The 18,728-nt window shown below is 54.1% G+C and carries 13 protein-coding genes; 3 read left to right on the top strand and 10 right to left on the bottom strand.

Features of this window, described 5'->3' with window-relative positions:
- Positions 1–3 precede the first annotated feature (3 nt).
- The gene (gene aroB, locus QEH52_RS08280; protein WP_308949647.1) at positions 4–1,179 is read left to right on the top strand and encodes a 3-dehydroquinate synthase; all 1,176 of its coding nucleotides are present in this window, start codon (positions 4–6) and stop codon (positions 1,177–1,179) included.
- 48 nt (positions 1,180–1,227) lie between these two features.
- On the opposite strand, the gene QEH52_RS08275 is transcribed toward aroB, so the two are convergent.
- The 9 genes from QEH52_RS08275 to QEH52_RS08235 all read right to left on the bottom strand — a co-directional run bounded on the left by QEH52_RS08275 (position 1,228) and on the right by QEH52_RS08235 (position 15,576).
- On the bottom strand, positions 1,228–2,763 hold the full coding sequence (locus QEH52_RS08275) for a hybrid sensor histidine kinase/response regulator (protein ID WP_308949646.1): 1,536 nt from the start codon (positions 2,761–2,763) through the stop codon (positions 1,228–1,230).
- A 64-nt stretch (positions 2,764–2,827) separates the two neighbouring features.
- Positions 2,828–4,423 carry a serine/threonine-protein kinase gene (locus QEH52_RS08270; RefSeq protein ID WP_308949645.1) on the bottom strand — a complete coding sequence of 532 codons (1,596 nt, stop codon included), beginning with the start codon at positions 4,421–4,423 and terminating at the stop codon, positions 2,828–2,830.
- 111 nt (positions 4,424–4,534) lie between these two features.
- Positions 4,535–4,903: a 50S ribosomal protein L19 gene (rplS, locus tag QEH52_RS08265; RefSeq protein ID WP_308949643.1), complete on the bottom strand. Its 369-nt coding sequence runs from the start codon at positions 4,901–4,903 to the stop codon at positions 4,535–4,537.
- A 28-nt stretch (positions 4,904–4,931) separates the two neighbouring features.
- Positions 4,932–5,609 (bottom strand): tRNA (guanosine(37)-N1)-methyltransferase TrmD, encoded by a 678-nt coding sequence (trmD, locus tag QEH52_RS08260; RefSeq protein WP_308949642.1) that lies wholly within the window; start codon positions 5,607–5,609, stop codon positions 4,932–4,934.
- A 90-nt stretch (positions 5,610–5,699) separates the two neighbouring features.
- The gene (rpsP, locus tag QEH52_RS08255) at positions 5,700–5,978 is read right to left on the bottom strand and encodes a 30S ribosomal protein S16 (RefSeq protein WP_308949641.1); all 279 of its coding nucleotides are present in this window, start codon (positions 5,976–5,978) and stop codon (positions 5,700–5,702) included.
- A gap of 106 nt (positions 5,979–6,084) precedes the next feature.
- Positions 6,085–6,318: a hypothetical protein gene (locus QEH52_RS08250; RefSeq protein ID WP_308949640.1), complete on the bottom strand. Its 234-nt coding sequence runs from the start codon at positions 6,316–6,318 to the stop codon at positions 6,085–6,087.
- 83 nt (positions 6,319–6,401) lie between these two features.
- On the bottom strand, positions 6,402–10,049 hold the full coding sequence (locus QEH52_RS08245) for a TonB-dependent receptor domain-containing protein (RefSeq protein WP_308949639.1): 3,648 nt from the start codon (positions 10,047–10,049) through the stop codon (positions 6,402–6,404).
- Positions 10,046–12,166 carry a CHASE2 domain-containing protein gene (locus tag QEH52_RS08240; RefSeq protein WP_308949638.1) on the bottom strand — a complete coding sequence of 707 codons (2,121 nt, stop codon included), beginning with the start codon at positions 12,164–12,166 and terminating at the stop codon, positions 10,046–10,048. The genes QEH52_RS08245 and QEH52_RS08240 overlap by 4 nt, the downstream gene beginning before the upstream one ends.
- Before the next feature lie 38 nt (positions 12,167–12,204).
- Entirely contained in the window at positions 12,205–15,576 is a 3,372-nt protein-coding gene (locus QEH52_RS08235; RefSeq protein WP_308949637.1) for a WD40/YVTN/BNR-like repeat-containing protein, read from the bottom strand.
- Positions 15,577–15,879: 303 nt separating this feature from the next.
- Between QEH52_RS08235 and QEH52_RS08230 the strand changes: the two genes are divergently transcribed.
- Complete coding sequence (locus QEH52_RS08230; protein WP_308949636.1) at positions 15,880–16,488, top strand: trimeric intracellular cation channel family protein; 609 nt, start codon at positions 15,880–15,882, stop codon at positions 16,486–16,488.
- A gap of 75 nt (positions 16,489–16,563) precedes the next feature.
- Here QEH52_RS08230 and QEH52_RS08225 read toward each other — a convergent pair whose 3' ends face one another.
- A complete protein-coding gene (locus QEH52_RS08225; RefSeq protein WP_308949635.1) occupies positions 16,564–17,025 on the bottom strand; it encodes a low molecular weight protein-tyrosine-phosphatase in 462 nt (153 codons plus the stop codon).
- A 241-nt stretch (positions 17,026–17,266) separates the two neighbouring features.
- Here QEH52_RS08225 and eno point away from each other — a divergent pair, with 241 nt between their 5' ends.
- Positions 17,267–18,550 carry a phosphopyruvate hydratase gene (gene eno / locus QEH52_RS08220; protein WP_308949634.1) on the top strand — a complete coding sequence of 428 codons (1,284 nt, stop codon included), beginning with the start codon at positions 17,267–17,269 and terminating at the stop codon, positions 18,548–18,550.
- The last annotated feature ends 178 nt before the right edge of the window (positions 18,551–18,728 follow it).

Here is an 18,728-nt window from a genome sequence, read left to right as displayed (position 1 = left end):
GTAGTGGCTTCACTAGTGAAGACCGCCGAGAATACACGCCCCGAAGCAAATGCGGGCTTCACCAGTGAAGCCCCTACAACATTCATCATGCAAACGCAAACTCTCACCGTCCAGCTCGCTGAGCGCAGCTATCCGATTCACTTCAGCCATGTGCCCGAAGCACTCAAAGCCGACATCGATGCCCTGCGCGCTGCCGGCCGCAGTATTCGCGTAATCAGCGATGCCCGCGTCTTACATGCCCATCCAGACTATTTATTACAGGCGGGCTTTGAGGATAGCGAGATCCTCTCACTCCCCGCGGGTGAGACGACCAAGTCGGTCGAATTTTTCAGTCAGTGCCTCAGCTTTTTGGCCAGCGCTTCCGCCAACCGAGACTGCGCACTCTTTGCATTCGGGGGCGGCGTGATTGGCGATTTGACCGGGTATGTGGCAGCAAGCTATTTGCGTGGCATCGATTTTTATCAAATCCCGACCACCCTACTCTCGATGGTGGACAGCTCCGTGGGCGGCAAAACAGGCATCAACCTGCCCGAGGGCAAAAACCTGGTCGGCGCTTTCTGGCAGCCCAAAGCCGTGTATATCGACACCGCACTGCTAGCAAGCTTACCCGCACGTGAATTCGCCGCCGGCATGGGCGAAGTGATCAAATACGGCATGCTCGCCGACTTAGAACTCTTTAACGACCTGGTGGCACTTGACGGGCTCGACGCACACTCGCCCGAACTGCCAGCGATCGTGCGCCGCTGTTGCGCCATCAAAGCACAAGTCGTCGCCGATGATGAAAAAGAAACCGCCGCCGCAGGAGGTCGCGCACTGCTCAACCTCGGACACACCTTCGCACATGCGATCGAGAATGTAGCCGGGTATGGACAATATTTACACGGCGAAGCAGTGGCCATCGGGCTCAGCCTGGCCACGCAACTTTCAGTAGAGCTGGGACAAATCCCACACAGCGACGTCCTACGCGCCGAGCGCGTGATCCAACAGTTCGAACTACCGACACGCCTGAGCCAAGCCCTCCCCGTCAGCGCGCTGATGGCAGCCATGCAACGTGATAAGAAAAATCGTAGTGGCCGCTTACGCTTTGTCACAATGACCGCTCTCGGCACCGCCGTGACCAGCGATGGCATCGACAGCGCATTGATAGAAAAGCTCTGGCGCGACGCTGGCGCGGAATAGCGTCAATCGCGAGAATCGCGCGCCCCACCCGAGAGCAGCACGCCACCATCACGAGTCGATCGGCTCATCTGCGAGGATCGCGTGTACACGATCAGCCAGGCTATCGGCAGTGTAGGGCTTGGCTAAGAAATCGCTCACCCCGCAGGACTTAATCGCTTGCACCCGCTCCGCTTGCTTATGCCCGCTAGAGACCAGAATCTTCACATCAGGGTTCAACTTTTTTAAAGCACGGCAGAGCGCAGGCCCATCCATATAAGGCATTTCCACATTAGTGACCACCATGTCGATCTCCTTTAGACGGCTCGCGTAAATGGCCAGTGCTTCGGTGCCATCTTGCGCAGCCAGCACATGGTAGCCGCGATCTTCAAGTGTTCGCTTAATGGTGTCGCGCACAAACATCTCGTCGTCAGCGACCAACACGAGTTCACCATCGCCACTTTTAGGGTCGCGGTAGGGCTCCAGGGGCTCCACTTTCACAACCGAATCCGTATCGGCAGGAATGAAAATACTCACTGTGGTGCCGACTCCACTACGGCTCTCAATCAGCATAAAGCCCTTATGCCCTTTAACTGTCGCCTGGGTATTGGAAAGACCGAAGCCAAAACCTTGTGTCGGTGGCTTGGTGGTATAAAAGGGTTCCGCCACATGCGCTAAAGCTTCGGGGGCAATGCCTGTGCCGGTATCGCTCACCACGAAACTGATGTAAGCCCCCGCCTTGGCCTCGGGAGCCAAATTCTCAAAGTTCTCATCGTAGAGATGATTCTGCACATCAATGCTCAACTTGCCTCCGTCGGGCATGGCCTCACGTGCATTTTGAACTAAATGCTGAAAGACTGCGCAGATTTCAGACAGCTCCCCGCGAAATTCCCACAGCTCTTCGTTTACATTGACTTGTAGGTCAATGGATTCATCGAGCAGCTCTTCGCAGGCGCGCAAGATGCCACGCTTCACCTGAGTGCCGCGAATAATATCGCGCCCCCCACCCTTGCCGCGCTCAAAAGCAAGTAATTCGGAAATCAGCGTCGCGCCCTTGGTCGCACATTTTTCAATCATGCTGACCATGCTCTGCGCCTTCTCCCCCTCTACGGAACGCTTCAGCATGGCCGAGGACAACATAATCGGTGCGAGCGCATTATTCAACTCATGCGCCACTCCACCCGCCAAGATACTAGAGGACTGCACGTGGTGGGCACGCTCTTGCGCATCCGCCAGCTTGCGCTGCTCTGTGACATCCGTGTTGAAAGATACGATCGCCTGCGGCAGGCCATCCACACAGCACTGCAGATGCTGACGCACTTGCACCAGGTACTCATCACCATTGCGATCAAGCTGCCGAAGCTCGCGCCGCCAGACGCCCCCTTGCGTCAATACGGCCATCGCCTTTTCACGCTCAGCAAGGTCTAAATACAACACTCGCGAAATGGGGCGGCCTAGAATCTCTTGCGCCGTCCAACCGTAGAGCGCTTCAGCCGCCTGATTCCAAAATAATACGCGATTATTTAAGTCATGCACGACAACAGCATCTGGAGCCGCTTCAAGAATCGCTTTAAAATCAATGGGGCCGGCTGCAATCGAATCACTCATAAATGTAGTGGATTAAAAGCAAGTAATTCCCGACGGGCAATCTTCGATTCTATTGCAAATAGCCCTAAAACTCTGGCGATACGCGCAGCTCTTGGCCTGGCTCCAAGGTATAAGTTCCCGTCGTGTCGGGGTCCTCATCATTGCGAAAGACTTGTATTTCGATCGGCTGCTCAATCTCCAGCGGAGCCATCCAGCACCACTTACCAATTTCCTCAAACTCCATCTCCACCCCGCGATCCCAGCTCAAACCGGGCCCATTGCCACGTATAAATGGTTTATTGCCGATCCCGATAAAAACCGAAGCTACCACCGTGCTTTCGACTGCCTTACTAGCCTGACGCGGGACTCCATCCACCATAAACTCTAGCTCTGGCTTCGGACGCACGGCTGCTTCTGCGCTGTGCGCCTCTGCTGCTTCTGCTGGTTCTGCTGGTTCTGGCGCTAAGACTTCTTCCGACTCTGGCTCCGATTCGGACTCTGCTGCCGGCAACTGGTTTTCGCTGGCGGCTGCAGCAGGCGCGGCCTCTTCGGAAACTGTTTCCGCTGATGGCCGAAGCTCTGAACGGCTGCCTTTCGAAAGAATTATACGGCTGACTGCTTGTGACTCGCTCTCCTGTTTCAAACCAAACATGGCTCGCTTAAGCATACCAGAGCCAGAATTGCGACGCGTGCGTGTCGAGCGCACTTTCTTAAACACTGGTTCTTCAGCACTCGCGGCTGCCGCTTCAGCCGGGGCTGTTGGCGGCTCCACGATGGCTGCTGGCTCAGCAAGAGGTTCCGGCTCCTCAACTGGCGCCAGTGCTTCAGCTTCCACTGGCACTTCGGTAACTGGTGTTAACTCTTCGGTAAAGAGTGTTGGCTCTGCAGTCGTCGACCCGCTGGCCTCTTCGGCTGTCGGTTCGACTGCTTCTGGATCGGCTGTCGGTTCGGCGACTACTGGCGACGACACCCCCACCGTTGTCGGCTCGGCGGCTGTTGTTGCTTCTTCACCCGTTGTTGGCTCGGCGGCCACAATGGGCCTCGCGGCCACTTGCGCGCGCACTGCGTCCAGCTCGGAACGAAGTGCGGGAATCAGCTCGAAGTCGGACTTCAGTGTTTGAATCGCATCGACCTGACTCTGTTGCGACTCGACCAGTGCATTGACTTGCTGCGCCAAAGCGTCCAACTGCTGAGTAAAGGTGTCGAATTGCTGCGCTTGCGCCTCCAGTTGCTGCGCCTGCTCGCTCTGCTGACTTTCTAAGGGCGCCCATTGCGCCTTCATTTCTTTCAAAGTTGCCAGCGCTTCCAGCGTCTCATTCGAGACTGACTGCTCTGGCTTAGCTTGCGCCCGCTCCTCAAGCCCCTGTTTCAGAGATTTAATTTGCGCTCCAAATGTATCTAATTGCTCTTCAGCTGCAATCAGGTGCCGCCGCATAATTCGCAGGTCCGCAGTGCGATCCTCGACCTCTTCACGCACGCGCACTTGATACTCTAAAATATAGGGCAGCACAAAGAGGCAACAACCCAGCGCCACGGAAATCACGCAGGAGGCGACCTGCATATTGGTCAATTGCCAATCACCAAGGATCGCAATCGCTAGCGCGATAACGACCAGCATTACATCGCCGATGATGAATGGCCATTTAGAAAGCGTCGTTTGAAGGTCTTCGTCCGATTGCATGGGGGCTGGTGGTATAAATTCCCAATCCAGATTGTGAAAGCCAATTAGCCGCACAATCATAAAAAAAGGCCGCCCCTCGCAGGGCGGCCTCAAAATAAATGTGGGGCTCTATTATCGGCCGGCTTCAACCAGGCGTTTTTCTTTAACCAAGTTGGCAGCCTTACCGATACGGTCGCGCATGTAATACATACGTGCACGCATAGTCACAGACTCACGATCGATTTCGATCTTTTCGATTGTGGGGCTGTGCACAGGGAATACCTTCTCGACGCCCACACCCGATGCAATGCGACGCACTGTGAATGCTTCTTGAATGCCGCCACCCTTGCGAGAGATGACAATACCAGCAAAAATCTGGATACGTGTTTTATCACCTTCTTTAACCTTGAGGTGAACGCGAACGCCATCGCCTACTTTAAAGTCGGCGCGGTCGTCGGTAAGTTGATCTTTTGTGATGTCTTCGAGGATTGCTTGGCTCATGGGAATACTCCGGTTTGTTGTATAAAAGTTATTTGTCTAAAAGGTCGGGGCGTAAGCGCCGCGTTTTTTCAATCTGTTGCTCGTGCCGCCATTTCGCAATCGCCGCATGATCTCCAGAGAGGAGAACCTCTGGAACACGCAACCCACGGAAGTCCGCCGGACGCGTATATTGAGGAAAGCCGAGCAAAGTGCTCATGAAAGATTCCTCCGTCAAGGATTTTTCGTCACCTAAAAATCCGGGAATAAATCGACTCACGCAGTCAATCATGACGGCGGCGGCCAAAGTGCCATTTGTCAGCACATAGTCACCGATGCTCACTTCGAGATCTACCAGCTCGTCGCGCACCCGCTGATCGACGCCCTCGTAGTGCCCACTCAGTATAATAAGGTGGGGCTCTTGCACTAGCTCGCGCGCGAGTTGGCTCGTCAGCGGCACACCGTCCGGCGCCATATAGACGACTTTACTGGCAGGCTGACGCAATTGCTCGACCGCCGCAAAGATCGGCTCGGGCTTCATGACCATTCCGGCTCCACCACCGTAAGGTAATTCGTCGGTCTTATTATGTTTATCGGTGGTCCAATCGCGCAATTGGTGCGTGCGAATGTCAATCAAACCGTTGCGCTGACCGCGCCCTAACATACTGGACGCAAAAAAACCCTCTACCATTTCTGGGAAGAGGGTTAAAATGTCGAACTCGTGATGCATCAGAAAACTGGCCTCAAGTGTGGCCTCTTACGAATTTCGCAAGCAGCCAAGGCGAAGTGAGCCAAGATGGGCGAGTTACAAAAAAAATGACTACGCTTCAGCAGTCTCTGCTTCAGCAGGTGCTTCGCGACGTGCCTTACGGATGAGGCTCGCAGCTGTATCTGTTGGCTTGGCACCGACAGACTTCCAGTAGTCTACGCGGTCAAGCTTGACACTCAGCTCATCCTCTGGGCGCTTAGCCTGTGGCTCGTAAGTGCCGAGAACTTCGACGAAACGACCATCACGACGAGCCAAAGCTTCGGTGACAACCATGCGGTAGAAAGGGCGGTGGCTTGCGCCATGACGTTGGAGACGGATTTTAAGTGCCATAATATTAAAGTGTAAAGATAGAGTTCGGCGAGACAGCCGGAAATTGGGAAAAGCGAAGAAAAAAGGTGTTAGCTGAGCGAGTGTCAAGCGCAGAGCAAGATAAATATTACGATTCCGGCTCCACAACATCGGGAGAATCGGTCCAAGGCAAGGGAAAGGCGCTCTTTTGCCAGTCTTTGCGCTCATCACCGATCTTGGCAAACTCGTCCTCTTCTCCGGCGACAAGAACGCCGGAAAACTGATAACGAGTCTCCCGCCCGGTCATACGAACAGTGCGCTTGCCACTATAAGAGACGAGTGTGCGTGGCGTACTATAGTCAATTTGGCGTATTTTAGACATACGAGCAGTTGGATAGATAGATGGAGACGCTGGCAAGTCACAGATTAAATATCGACCGAGTACGCGCCAGCAGCTGAATGCACCTAAAAGCTAAAACGTGTTTGAACAACGAAACTTCGCTCATGGGGAGGCTCGCTGTAATTATTGACCGGGTTCAACTCATATTCTTCATCGCTAAGATTGAGTATGCTAAATGTAATCTCGCCGCGTTGCTGCTGTAAGCGATAGCCAATACTCAAATTAATATTGGGCACATAGCTATCTGTGATCTCTGGCACGAGGGAGTGACTCTGCTGCACCCAGTATTGCAGATCGGCGCCCGCAAACCAGCCGTTCGTATTTTGGTACCGTGCATAGAGTGCCCCCGTGTATAAGCTCGCACGACTGTCGTCGAGATAAGGCGAGGTGCGGCTCACGCCCAAATCGCCCTCCAGCTGCTCGTCGATCTCTGCATATTGCCAGCTAAAACTAGCGCCCACGCTGGCGCGACGGCTCAGTAAATGATCGATCCGCGCAGTGAAGCTCATCTCATCGTAGTCGAGGGATTGCTGCATTTCACCGATGCTGAGTTCGCCCGGATCATTGGCGTAAGTGCCCAAAATAGTCTCCGTAAATCGCCCAACTATGCGCTCGGCATTAAATCGCCCGTAACTCCAGTCTAAGGAAAGGTAGGTATCTTCTGCCAGTTGGCCATTGAGCGCGAACGTGAGGGTGTCGATGGTCCCGCCCGCCCATCCGGAAGTAATCTGGCTGGGAGCGATCGAAGTGTAAGCCGTGGTGAGACCACCGATATTGGACGGCTCAAGGCGCAATAGGTCTTCGATACGATAGCCGCTCATTGAACGCGCATAGGCTCCGCGCAGCAGCCACTCGGGTGATAGTTGCCAAATAAAGCCGAGCTGAGGTGAAAGTTGCGATTCAGATTGCGACTGCGGGCTCCGAGCGAGGGACTGTAGGCCATCTGGATACTCGATACTGTCATACTTCAAGCCCGCCACCACGGTCAACTGATCGGACAAAGCATAACCAAACTGGCTATAGAGGGCGATCCGCTCAAAGTCTTCGCTGCTACCACGCGTGCCATCGCTGTCGATCGCGTAAGGCACTAGATTGTATAATTGTGCCGCCGGAATGTTGCTATTGATCGCGGCACGCATACGCATGTCGTCTTCCAACTCCCCGACTTGCAGGCGCGCGCCTACGATCAGCTGACTCTGCTCCCCTTGCCAGACGTGCTGCGCTTCGAAGCTGTGCAATTCAAAGCTTTGCTCATTTTGGTAGGACGCGTCGTAGATTTTTTGCTGACTGGGGCTACCGCTCAGGTTCGTGACACCCAGCGAAAGCAAGGGGTCGGAATCGCGACTGTTGGTATCGGTCCAACCATACAGGAAGAGCGAGAGGTTCTGATCATTCCACTGGCGTGTATAGGTATTAAAGAACAGCGGCTCTTGAGCTTGCTCTACACGAAACTCAGGGTCGCGGCCGTAGCTGTCATTGACGGGATGGGCTCCACTCGTGCTCGGCGTAAAGACGACATGGTCTCCCACCACAGAATAAGGGCGCACGGAGCGGTTAAGCGCATCGGGATCGGGTCCCGCGCTCAAGTCCCCTTGCTCGCTATCGTTAAAAATGAGCAAGCTATAAAAACGATCCTTGGAGGTGGGCTCGTATTTAAAGTGCACTAAAGCGGAACGCGTTTCCAGGTCGTCGTTATAATAGATAGGGTCCCATTCCTCCTGGTATAATTCCAGCGCGAGTTCGATACGACTGCCTTGATACGCTAGAAAAGTGCCGACCGCATAGCGCCCGCGTGAGTCGAACGAGCCTTCGACAGTGCCGTTGTAACCCATCTGATTCAACAAGGAGCTATATTCCTGATTCGAAACTCGTTGCGAGGCGATGCCCGCGCCCACAGGAGCCAACGCATTACGCAGGAAGAATTCATTGTTCAAGGCTGTGTCGTTGCGCTGATTGATGCGGGTGGCGTCGAAGCTTTCGCGATAGACGCGTGCCAGAAAGTCGTGAGCGGCAAAATTAGTGTAGTCGGCCTGCACGGCCTTGCCCGCTTCGGCCAGCGCTTGCGTGGGCAAGCCGGCCTGTTGATAAATATCAGCCAAATTAGAGCGGCGCACCGCGAGATCTTGATCGAGCAAAGACTGCGAGCGAAATAAGCCGCGATTGTTGTTCTGATCGATCGAGCTTTGTAAATCACGCACGGCCTCATTGTAGCGCAGATTGTCGCGTTTTATCAGCGCGGCGTAGAGCCAAGGAGTCGGATCGCCTGGGTCGAGTTCCTTGGCGAGTTCCAGTTCTTGCAGCGCTTTCTCCACGAAATCGTCGGCCTGCGGGCGCAGCCAGGGGATCGAAATTTGATGGCTCTCAGCAAAGACCTTGGCAAGATAGCTGCGTAGTAAGGATCGATTGGGCTGAAGTGCTACCGCTGTCAACATATCCTGCAACGCGGCCGACTCGCGCCCTTGATTGAAGCGGACCAAGGCCAATCCCAACCATGCATCTGAATAATTTGCAGCGAGCCCGAGCGCCTGCAAAAACTGAGCTTCGGCTTGAGCGGCTTGGCCCTCAGCAGCCAGCCTGAAGCCCTCAAGCACGAAAACCTCTGGGTTCGAGGGGTTATATTGCTTTGCCTGCTCCAGTGCGCCGTGCATAGCGTCTGTATCGCCAAAGCCGAAGTCTAGGCGCGCTAAGCGAGCCCAAGCGTATCCAAACTCTGGATTAAGTTGAGTCGCCTGCTGGGCAGCGGCGCGGGCGCCTGCGAGATCCCCCACTGCCTGTAAGCTATAGGAGCGAACCAACCAGTCGCTAGCAGTTTGAGCTGGCGCCAATGATGCGACCGTCTGTGGGTCCCCTTTGACGGCATCGATCAACTCCAGCAACGCGGCCGATTGCGCTTGGGAACTGCCCCGCAAAGACTGGGCCGCCTGCTCCACTTGGCCCACAGCCAGTATAACTGCAGCTCGGTAAACTTGGGTGTCTGCCGTAGCCAAAGCCCCCGCAGCTCGCGGAAGGCTCTCCAGCGCAGTTAACAAGTCGCCCACTTGGTATGCGGCTACGGAGCTATTATAGCTCACATCCAAGTCGAGCCCCCGCGTATCCAGCACGCCGGGGTAGTAGAGATACCACTGCATATAGCGACTGGCATCAATCATAGGCAGCCTGACCGGCGCCTGTCCGACTTGCGTTCGGGCGCGCTCTCCTGGGCTCAAAGCAAGGCTGCCTACCGCATTAGAAAGATCGACCCGTCCCTCGAACATCGAAAGCTCTGTGCTCTGGTCGTCATTCACACGGATCTCAAATTCGGTGCCACGAATGGCGGCATTGACTGCTGCGGTCTTGATATCGGACTCACTTTCAGGCTGACGACTGAAAAAATACAAGGCTCCCTTTTTAAGCTCGAGAGCGGTTTTCTTAGCTCCCTCGAAAGTCGAGGTCTGAGATAATCGGATCGTAGAGAATTCGTTCAAACGAATGATATGACCGGAGGGATAGCGCAGCGCTGCGCGGCTGTATTCCCCCGTGCGCACCCGGTCGCCATCCGCCAGTAAGGTGCCCGATTCCACAGCAGTCCACGCCTGGGCATGACTGCGGCTGACCTCCACCAGGTTCTCGACACTGATCAGCTCAATCGACTCCTCCCCATGTAAGCTGGCACTCGCCCAAAGCAGGCTGCAAAAGAGGTAGGTCAGTATGTGGTGGATACAATAAATTCTCACTTGGATCGTAGGTTGTAAACTCCGTCCCAGTTCGCCGGGGGAGCATGATAGATGTAATGTTCGCAGGTCTGCTTCAACACCAGGCTCGGGGTGGTCAGCATGTTTGTATTGTGGCCAGGCTGGAAGCGTTCCAGTGGGATCGATTGATTGAGTAATTCAATCGCCTGCGCCCAATCACGACGCACAAAGGCAACCAAGGCCCGCTCATAGTATTCGCGACAGAGATGCTCACGCTCCGACAAATCAGCTTCGAACCCCATCAGTTCGTAGAGCATGACGGGCTCTTTGCGGCCAATCACAGTGCAGCAGTTAATACGCCGAAAGGCCAAACCATGGTTCTCAACCGAACTGGCAGCCGCACGGGTGCCCTCCGTGACCATCGTATAAATACCGAAGTGCTTGGCGCTAGATTCGCAACGTGCGGCCAGATTGACCGCATCACCACTCATACTGTAGTTGAAACGAATCGTGGAGCCCATATTGCCGACGACCGCGTTACCCGTATTCAGGCCGATTCGGGTGTGCATCTGGCATACGGACTCTGGCCAGCGTCCCTGCTGCTGCGACCATCGCTGACGCAATTTTTCTTGAACTTGCTGCATCCGAATGGCGGAGCAGCATGCCTTATAAGCGTGGTCCGCACTGTGTAAGGGTGCCCCAAAGATAGCGACAATCGCATCGCCGACATATTTATCAAGCGTGCCGCCCTCGTCTTGTAACACATCGGTCATCGCGCTCAGATACTCGTTCATAAGCTGCGTCAGATCCATAGGCGACAACAACTCGGCGAATTTCGAGTAGTTGGCCACGTCACTAAAAAAGGGTGTGATATTCGCCACTTCTCCGCCAAGTTGCGGCTCCTCCTCGGCATCTGCGATACGCTCGACCATGACTGGCGACAGATACGAGGCAAAAATACGTTTCAAGCGATTCCGCTTGCGCTCAAGGAAGCAATAATTACAGATCGCGGAGTATGCAAAAGCAACCGGCGCTTGCACAAGAACAGGCACTAGCCAGGCAAAAAAGGTTCCGGACGCGTGAATCCACCAAATCGAACAAATCGCACTCGAAAACACAAAAAAGGCGCAACCAAGTAACGAAAGCCGGGCACCGAATGCATTCACGATTAACGTCAGTAACAAGGTGCTCATCAACACAATGGCCCAGAGAGTCTTCAAATCTGCCCAATCAAGCCAAGATCCGGTGAGCATGTTACGCACCATGGTGGCTTGCATCTCCACGCCCGTCATTTCACCTTCAGGATCTCTGAAATAAGGAGAGCGATAGACATCGCGCCCCGCCCCGGGCATCGCCACCGAATGTCGAGCACCGATGAATACCAGCTTATTTTTGAAGCTGATTCGCTCGTCCAACAGCGCGGTGTAGAAACTCATATTGGGAATCGTCGAAGAGGGACCGAAAAAGCGCACCCAGCGCGGTTGCTCCACCGGCCCCGCAGCCGCAATCACATCGGGGGCGATCAGTTGAGTAGCGTTCCAAAAGGCAGGCTGAAAGCGATCGTCGTCATGCACACGGTGCATCCAACGCAGACCGTTATCCGCGTAGTCATGGTGTTTTTGCACAACACCCCATGCGGCAGCCGCCTGTCGAAAAGGAGCGTAAGGCACAAAGAGCTGCTCGGCAGGCTCCTCATTACCGGGGAAATAATAGCGCTGATTACTAGCGCCCAGCACGACTTTGCCACAGGCGGCAATCTCGGCCTCGAACTGCGCGTCTGCCTCGGCATCGGAGCTGGGCATATCAAAGACCATATCATAAAACACCAGCTGCGGCCCATCCAGGCGGATCTTACGCAGTAATTCCGCATGCAGATGACGGTCCCAAGGCCGGTCCCAGGGTTGTTGTAACTCCTTCTGCGAGAGATCATCGACGTAAATGATTAAGAAATCCTCGATAGGGAATTTCGGGTGATCTTCGTCAAACCACTCAAGAACATGAAACAAGTCATGGCTTTTACGCTCAAAATAACTGGCGGGCGCCCATTGCGTGCAAGCGATACCGATCAATAGCACAAACAAAAAGCCAAGCGGCACCTGAATCAACCACTGCCAATTACGCTTCGGTTGCGCAAAGTATCGGGCGATTCGTGAGAACATGAGTGTCAGCTACAGGCGGCAAGAAGCAGGTGGACCCTTTACGGTGCTACTTCCTGGATTGAGAGTCGACCGAATATTTGTCCCGAACTGCGAATGCGAGCCGCCCAGGTCTCCGTGCTGCCGTCCACTGCAGAGAGCGTCAAAGATTGCGCCGTCCATTCAACTGGAATGGTAGATAGATTGCTCGTCGTCTCCAGTGTGTAAATCAACTCTTTACGATCGAGGGGGATCGTCAGCTCGAAGTTCGAAATGGAGCTGGCCGCATCGTGCGTAAGCGTCAAGACGGAACTGAGGTCAGGAGTCTCGGGGTCGAGGCCGAGGGCAAACTCAAGCAGATTGCGCAGACCATCGTCATCAGGGTCAGCATCGCCCAAGGCATCGTCCCCGCTTAAAGAAGAGTGAAGCAAGACCCAGTCGGCGTAGCTCAGGTCGCTGGCAGCGTAGCTCAGCGTCACGGTCTGACTGTCTGTAAATTCAATGGGCTCGCCCTTGTCATCGACGGGAGCCCCTTCAGTGGTGCTGGAATCGATCGAAATCTCTCGCGGATAGCTCAGTGAGGGATTGGGGCTTGCCTCGAAGTTGCCGTCCGCATCGATGCTTAGTCCATCCGCTGGCGCCGCATCTTCGGAGACCGACCAGTCCACCACATTCATGGTATAGACTTCGTTGAGCCCGGTGCCAGTATTATAAAAATCGCCCTCTAAAAAGAAGGGGAACGTCGCACGTAACTCCATACCAGTCGGCCCTTGGGTATCGGTATCGGTCAAGATCAACTGTGGGTCGCCACTGGCCTCACGCGATGGGGTCGGCACCCCGTCGCTAAATGTAGAGCCGCCGGAACTGCCACGACTCGTCGTGGAATAAGAACTCATGGAAGAATATGCGGCAAAGGACTGAGTCGATGCTGGCCGACTCTCCTCAGCGACCGAACTCGATCTCGCGAGGCTCTGCACATTGAACAGCCCTCCCAGAATGCCGCCGATGATGTCAATCACATCATCGACCACACCACTAGTCAGATCGAGTGCCTCTGAAATGCCAGGAATACCAGGATCCAACAAACTACCATCGTCGAGCAGATAAATGCCGAGCGAGCGCGGGAAAATACCATTGGGCGACCAGTCCGGATCCGCCCACAGGCTGTTCACGATTTTCTTGTATTTAAGCACCGACTCTCCTTGCCTGAATTCTTCGTAGAGGCTGACGCTCTCCACTGGTTGCGACAGCACCTTGACGATGTCTGCACTCACACTCAAAGCAGCCATGCCCTCACCATCGCCGGGTAATAAACTCGAGGGGATTTCCCAATCTGGCAAATTGGTATCTTCAAAACGTAAAAACAGTCGGCCCGTGGCCTGTTGCGAGGTGTTGCCGAGCCTGAACTTAAACTCCCACTGCTCCTTACTATTGATTTCGACCCGCGTATCGACCATATAAAGCAAGGGTCCAAAATTGGGAGCCAATGCCACCGAAGAATCGCTCGCACGCATCAGATTGACTTGGGTGCGTTGCTTGCCGAGTCGATAGTTTCCCCCGCCAATCGGACGCTTGAGCAGCAGATCCGTGCGCTGACGAAACCGATCAACCGTGCCAGCACTCACTTCGACGTATTTCTCAGAGCTTTCGCCCGCGGCCCAGGACAGCTTAGATGTAGGCTCATTGTTCAATCGGAGCTGATCCTCCCCCCCCGAAAGCGCCTGACTGAAGGTGCTCAAACTCACGATGGCCCCATATTCACCGATGGCGATCAGTGCCTCTGCTGCCTGCCCCGAACCCGATACGATCGGAAGAATGGAATAGAGGGCAGAAGCACGATGGATCGAACGACGCAGCGTAAAGCTGCCGCCACTTTCAGCCGCCGTGACCGTGCCCGCTGCCCCACACGCGACGAGATAGCTTACGGTTTCACCCGTGCTGGAGTCGACCTCTAACTGAACGCTTTGCATCGAAAAAAGAGTCTGCGAAGTGCCAGATTCAATCTTCTCAAAGCCAGCGACTAGATTGTCGCAGTAAAGCATGGTACCAAATTGCCCCACAACATAATACCCGCCCCCCAGACTCGCAGGTGAAAAGTAAACTGCATACAGATCGAAAGCTGTCGGGCTACTATGGCTCTCCCACTTCTTTGCCAGGTCTCGAGTGGTCAGAATGTTGCCACCGGCCCCGACCGCGACGTAATTTTGCCCATCAAAAGTAACCGAAAACAGGCCGACATCGCTCAGCCCAGAAGAAGATGGCTGCCACGTATCGCTGGAATTTTCATACAAAATTTGGCCGTCCTCGCCGAGTGCAAGCAGTGCGGGCAGCCCCTGAGCGGCCGCCGCTGGCAGGTAGACGATACGCGTGAGGCTCGGCGCGGTGCCCGAAGGTGCATATTTCAACGACCAATCGAGGCCAGTTTCCGATTTATAAATCCGCCCCTGCTTGGAACATGCCCAAAAGCCCGTCCCATCATATACGACATCACTCAACTCTAAGTTCGTTTGCGGCTCCCCGTTAGTATCCATCGCGAGCCAGCCCGAAGAAGTGCCCTTTAAAAGTTTACCTGTATCGGGGCTCACGGCAATCGCATATCCCGCTGCAGGCGAATAAGCGATCCCAGTTAAATCTGCGTAGAACTCCTCTGCTGCTTGATTTTCCCATGTATTGAGAGGCTCGACGACATTCGTACTTTCAACTTCCACACTGGCAGTGCCCGCATTACCATATAGGCGTCTCACAGGAACGGTAATCTTCCCATCATTCTCACCTAGGTGGTAGGCATCTGACATAAACTCAATCACCCCAGGACTAGGCAAAACAAGAAATTCGAGGCCCAAGAGTTGCAGCAAAGAAAGTTCGAGCTCTTGATCCACATGTATCCAAGCACGATAATTGCCCAATGCCTGCAGCCACTGATAGGGCGTCAAATTCAAATTAACAATGTCGAGTAAGCCGCTATTATAGACCTGGTTGATATCCCCAGTATAGCCACTAATTTCACGAATCAAAATGTGAGTCAAATCAGGCTCCAGCCCAAGCGGCGTATCCAACCAGCGCAGCCCCGCTGGGTTCGCCTCCACCACAAACAAGTGACGCACCTTAGGCCTATTAGGAGCCGCGCTCTCTTGATAAAAATGGAGCGTATCGCCCCATTCAAATAAAATGCCTAGAGCCGACAAGTCGATTTCGTACAAGTCCCCCGCCTCCAAGGGACGCGTCAGGGTATGCGTTCCTCCGCTGCCGTTACCCGAAAATGCACCATACTTCCAAGATTGATCACTGAGCTTGATCGACTCATTCGCGGCAATGGCCTGCAGTGCCAAAATTGTGACCTTGTCTTTAGAAATGCGCACCACTCCAAAATCGCCAGGCAGTAATGCCCCATTGAGCCAAGCTGGCAGCAATAGGCACACAAACAGTATATGCATGTATGCTCTCATGTTTTTTCTAAATTAAAATGCGTGAATCAATCCGTTAAAAATTAGGGTAAATACCCAGCACTCCTAGTATAAACACTCCTAAATGCAAGAATAAGTACCAGAGCATCCTCTGAGCCAAAACTTGTTGAGAAGGACCAACGCAGGTGAGAGCGTACTATCAAAAATTAGAAAAGCGCACATTGACTTCTGTAAAAATCCTCCGAGCGTATGGCTGCTTAATAATTTACCTGCAGCGATCTTGAGCCCACCATCAACAGCCCCAGCGCGATTGCGCCCCGATACACGAAGCACATGCAACTACCAGGATTGTTAGAATGCTGGGACTACGCGGGAACTTTTGTCTTTTGCGTATCCGGGGCGATTGCAGGTCGTCAACAAGAGATGGACTGGTTCGGCATGTTCATCATTGCACTGGTCACTGGCACGGGCGGCGGCCTGCTGCGCAGTGTCATGCTAGGCGACCTACCGCCCATTTTCCTAAAAGATCCCGTCTATTTCATCTTAGCTATCTGTGCGGTGCTGGTAGCTCTGCATGGCATTAATAGCTGGCAGAAGATTACTCGCATCATCTCGGTATTGGACGCACTGGGGCTGGGAATCTTTTTAGTCACAGGCATGCGTATCGCTCAAGCCTATGGCCTGCCCGGATGGGCGGCACTGGCGATTGGCGTGGTCAGTGCCACCTTTGGTGGGCTGTTGCGCGATGTGTTACGCAACGAAGTCCCCCTGGTATTACGCAAAGAGATCTACGCAACCGCCTGCCTAATCGGTGGCTTGGCCCTGCTCTGCTTCGACTACGCCAATTTAAACGAGCTCTCCTCACTCCTATTAACCAGCTTACTGGTGGTGGTCATACGACTCACCGCCATTCACTATTCAATCCATCACTCGCAAGGCTAGATCACTTTAGCAATAGAGCACACAATATCTACCCGACGACTGTGGCACAGGATGCCACCGCCACCAGCTCCTGCGCTATCGCAACGCTTTGAGCAAATTCCGGCAGCCGTCCTCAATCAGATCCATCACATACTCAAACCCACGATCGCCCCCATAATAGGGGTCGGGCACCTCGCGCACATCGTGCTCTGTACAGTATTCGCAGAACAACTTGATCCGATGCCAATACTCACCACCCGGATCCAGACGGCGCGCACCCTCCAGATTATCCTGATCCATAGCCAAAATCAGATCGTAATACTCAAGATCTGCCGCTTGCAACTGACGTGAGTGCCCGATCACTGGAATACCCCGCTCACGCATAACCTGCTGCATGCGCGCATCCGGCGACGCGCCCACATGAAAGCCAGTGGTGCCAGCCGATTCAATCTCGAAGACATCCGACAGCCCGGCCTCATCCACTAAATGCTGCAAAACACAATGCCCCGCAGGCGACCGGCAAATATTGCCCATACATAAAAAGAGAATACGATTCATAACAAATTTGAAAAATTGAGAGTGCACTCTGGGCGCGCAAAGACTAATCCATCAACAAATTAGAATTAGCTGCACTTATCAATAAGTTTGCTTCTCCTAAATCATAAAGATTACTTATCCACGAATCATTGACAGCCTGAGCATGAGCTGCAAAACAACAAGCTTGTTGTCCAATTATTCGACTGCGCACGCAGGTGAAGGCAACAATTTCATCTCACATAGAAACCATATCGCTTTTACTATGAGCACTATCATTACAGATATCCGCGCCCGCGAAATCATCGATTCTCGTGGCAACCCAACTGTCGAAGTCGACGTCGAACTCGAGTCAGGCATCATCGGCCGCGCCGCAGTTCCATCCGGAGCCAGCACCGGTGAACACGAAGCGGTCGAGCTTCGCGATGGCGACAAGGCTCGCTACCTCGGCAAGGGCGTTCTGAAAGCAGTCGACAACGTCGACAATGTAATCGCCCCAGAGCTCGTAGGCCTGGATGCTTGTGATCAAATCACAATCGACAAGGCAATGCTCGAGCTCGATGGCACAGCCAACAAGGGCAAGCTTGGCGCCAATGCCATGCTCGGTGTCTCGCTTGCAGTCGCACACGCCGCAGCGGACGCGCTCGGACTTCCACTTTACAAGTACATCGGTGGCCCCAATGCCAAGGTATTGCCTGTGCCGATGATGAACGTCATCAACGGCGGCTCACACTCCGACGCACCGATCGCATTCCAAGAGTTCATGATTCGCCCAATCGGCGCAGCCACTTTCAGCGAAGCCATCCGCATGGGTGCTGAGTGTTTCCACAGCCTCAAGAAGGTGCTCCACGACCGTGGCCTCAGCACAGCTGTCGGCGACGAAGGTGGTTTCGCTCCTAAGTTCGAAGGCACTGAAGATGCACTCGACACATTGAGCAAGGCAGTTGAAGCCGCTGGCTACAAGGTCGGCAGCGACATCACATTCGCACTCGACTGTGCCTCATCTGAATTCTTTGAAGGTGGCGTGTATGACTACACCAAGTTTGAAGGTGAAGGCGGCGCAAAGCGCAACTCCGAAGAGCAAGCTGCTTACTTAAAGGAGCTCACCGAGAAATACCCCATCGATTCGATCGAAGACGGCTGTGACGAAAACGACTGGGACGGCTGGAAGGCACTCACCGACGCAATCGGCGACAAAGTCCAACTTGTTGGTGACGACCTTTTCGTCACCAACGTGAAATTCCTGCAAAAGGGCATCGATCTTGGCGTTGCCAACTCGATCTTGGTGAAGGTTAATCAAATCGGCACACTGACTGAAACCCTCGAAGCCATCGAGCTCGGCAAGGTCAACGGCTACAACTCCGTAATCTCTCACCGTTCGGGCGAAACCGAAGACGTCACCATCGCTGACATCGCAGTTGCGACCAACGCGGGCCAAATCAAGACTGGTTCCATGAGCCGCTCCGACCGTATCGCGAAATACAACCAACTACTTCGCATCGAAGAAGAATTGGGTGACAACGCGATCTACGCCGGCACACTCAAGTAGTCGCAGTCCTTTCGACACTTTTGAAGCAAAGCCCTGCCGCATCCACGGCAGGGCTTTTTTGTGTAAGACAGGCGCCCTCGCCGGTCTCCCAGCACGACGCAAACGACAGACAAGAGTGTCTGTCTTACGTAAGACAGGCGCCCTCGCCTGTCTCCCAGCGCGACGCAAACGACAGACA

Origin of the sequence: Thalassobacterium maritimum (assembly GCF_031127805.1) — a bacterium.
GTDB classification, from domain to species: domain Bacteria; phylum Verrucomicrobiota; class Verrucomicrobiia; order Opitutales; family Coraliomargaritaceae; genus Thalassobacterium; species Thalassobacterium maritimum.
The sequence above is the reverse complement of the archived record's forward strand: the minus strand, read 5'-3'. Positions and strand labels throughout refer to the sequence as shown.

Excerpts from the sequence above, each read along its gene's own strand:
- QEH52_RS08275 (WP_308949646.1), bottom strand. The coding sequence starts at position 2,763 with ATGAGTGATTCGATTGCAGCCGGCCCCATTGATTTTAAAGCGATTCTT.
- QEH52_RS08270 (WP_308949645.1), bottom strand. The coding sequence starts at position 4,423 with ATGCAATCGGACGAAGACCTTCAAACGACGCTTTCTAAATGGCCATTC.
- rplS (WP_308949643.1), bottom strand. The coding sequence starts at position 4,903 with ATGAGCCAAGCAATCCTCGAAGACATCACAAAAGATCAACTTACCGAC.
- trmD (WP_308949642.1), bottom strand. The coding sequence starts at position 5,609 with ATGCATCACGAGTTCGACATTTTAACCCTCTTCCCAGAAATGGTAGAG.
- rpsP (WP_308949641.1), bottom strand. The coding sequence starts at position 5,978 with ATGGCACTTAAAATCCGTCTCCAACGTCATGGCGCAAGCCACCGCCCT.
- QEH52_RS08250 (WP_308949640.1), bottom strand. The coding sequence starts at position 6,318 with ATGTCTAAAATACGCCAAATTGACTATAGTACGCCACGCACACTCGTC.
- QEH52_RS08240 (WP_308949638.1), bottom strand. The coding sequence starts at position 12,166 with ATGTTCTCACGAATCGCCCGATACTTTGCGCAACCGAAGCGTAATTGG.
- QEH52_RS08235 (WP_308949637.1), bottom strand. The coding sequence starts at position 15,576 with ATGCATATACTGTTTGTGTGCCTATTGCTGCCAGCTTGGCTCAATGGG.
- QEH52_RS08230 (WP_308949636.1), top strand. The coding sequence starts at position 15,880 with ATGCAACTACCAGGATTGTTAGAATGCTGGGACTACGCGGGAACTTTT.
- QEH52_RS08225 (WP_308949635.1), bottom strand. The coding sequence starts at position 17,025 with ATGAATCGTATTCTCTTTTTATGTATGGGCAATATTTGCCGGTCGCCT.
- eno (WP_308949634.1), top strand. The coding sequence starts at position 17,267 with ATGAGCACTATCATTACAGATATCCGCGCCCGCGAAATCATCGATTCT.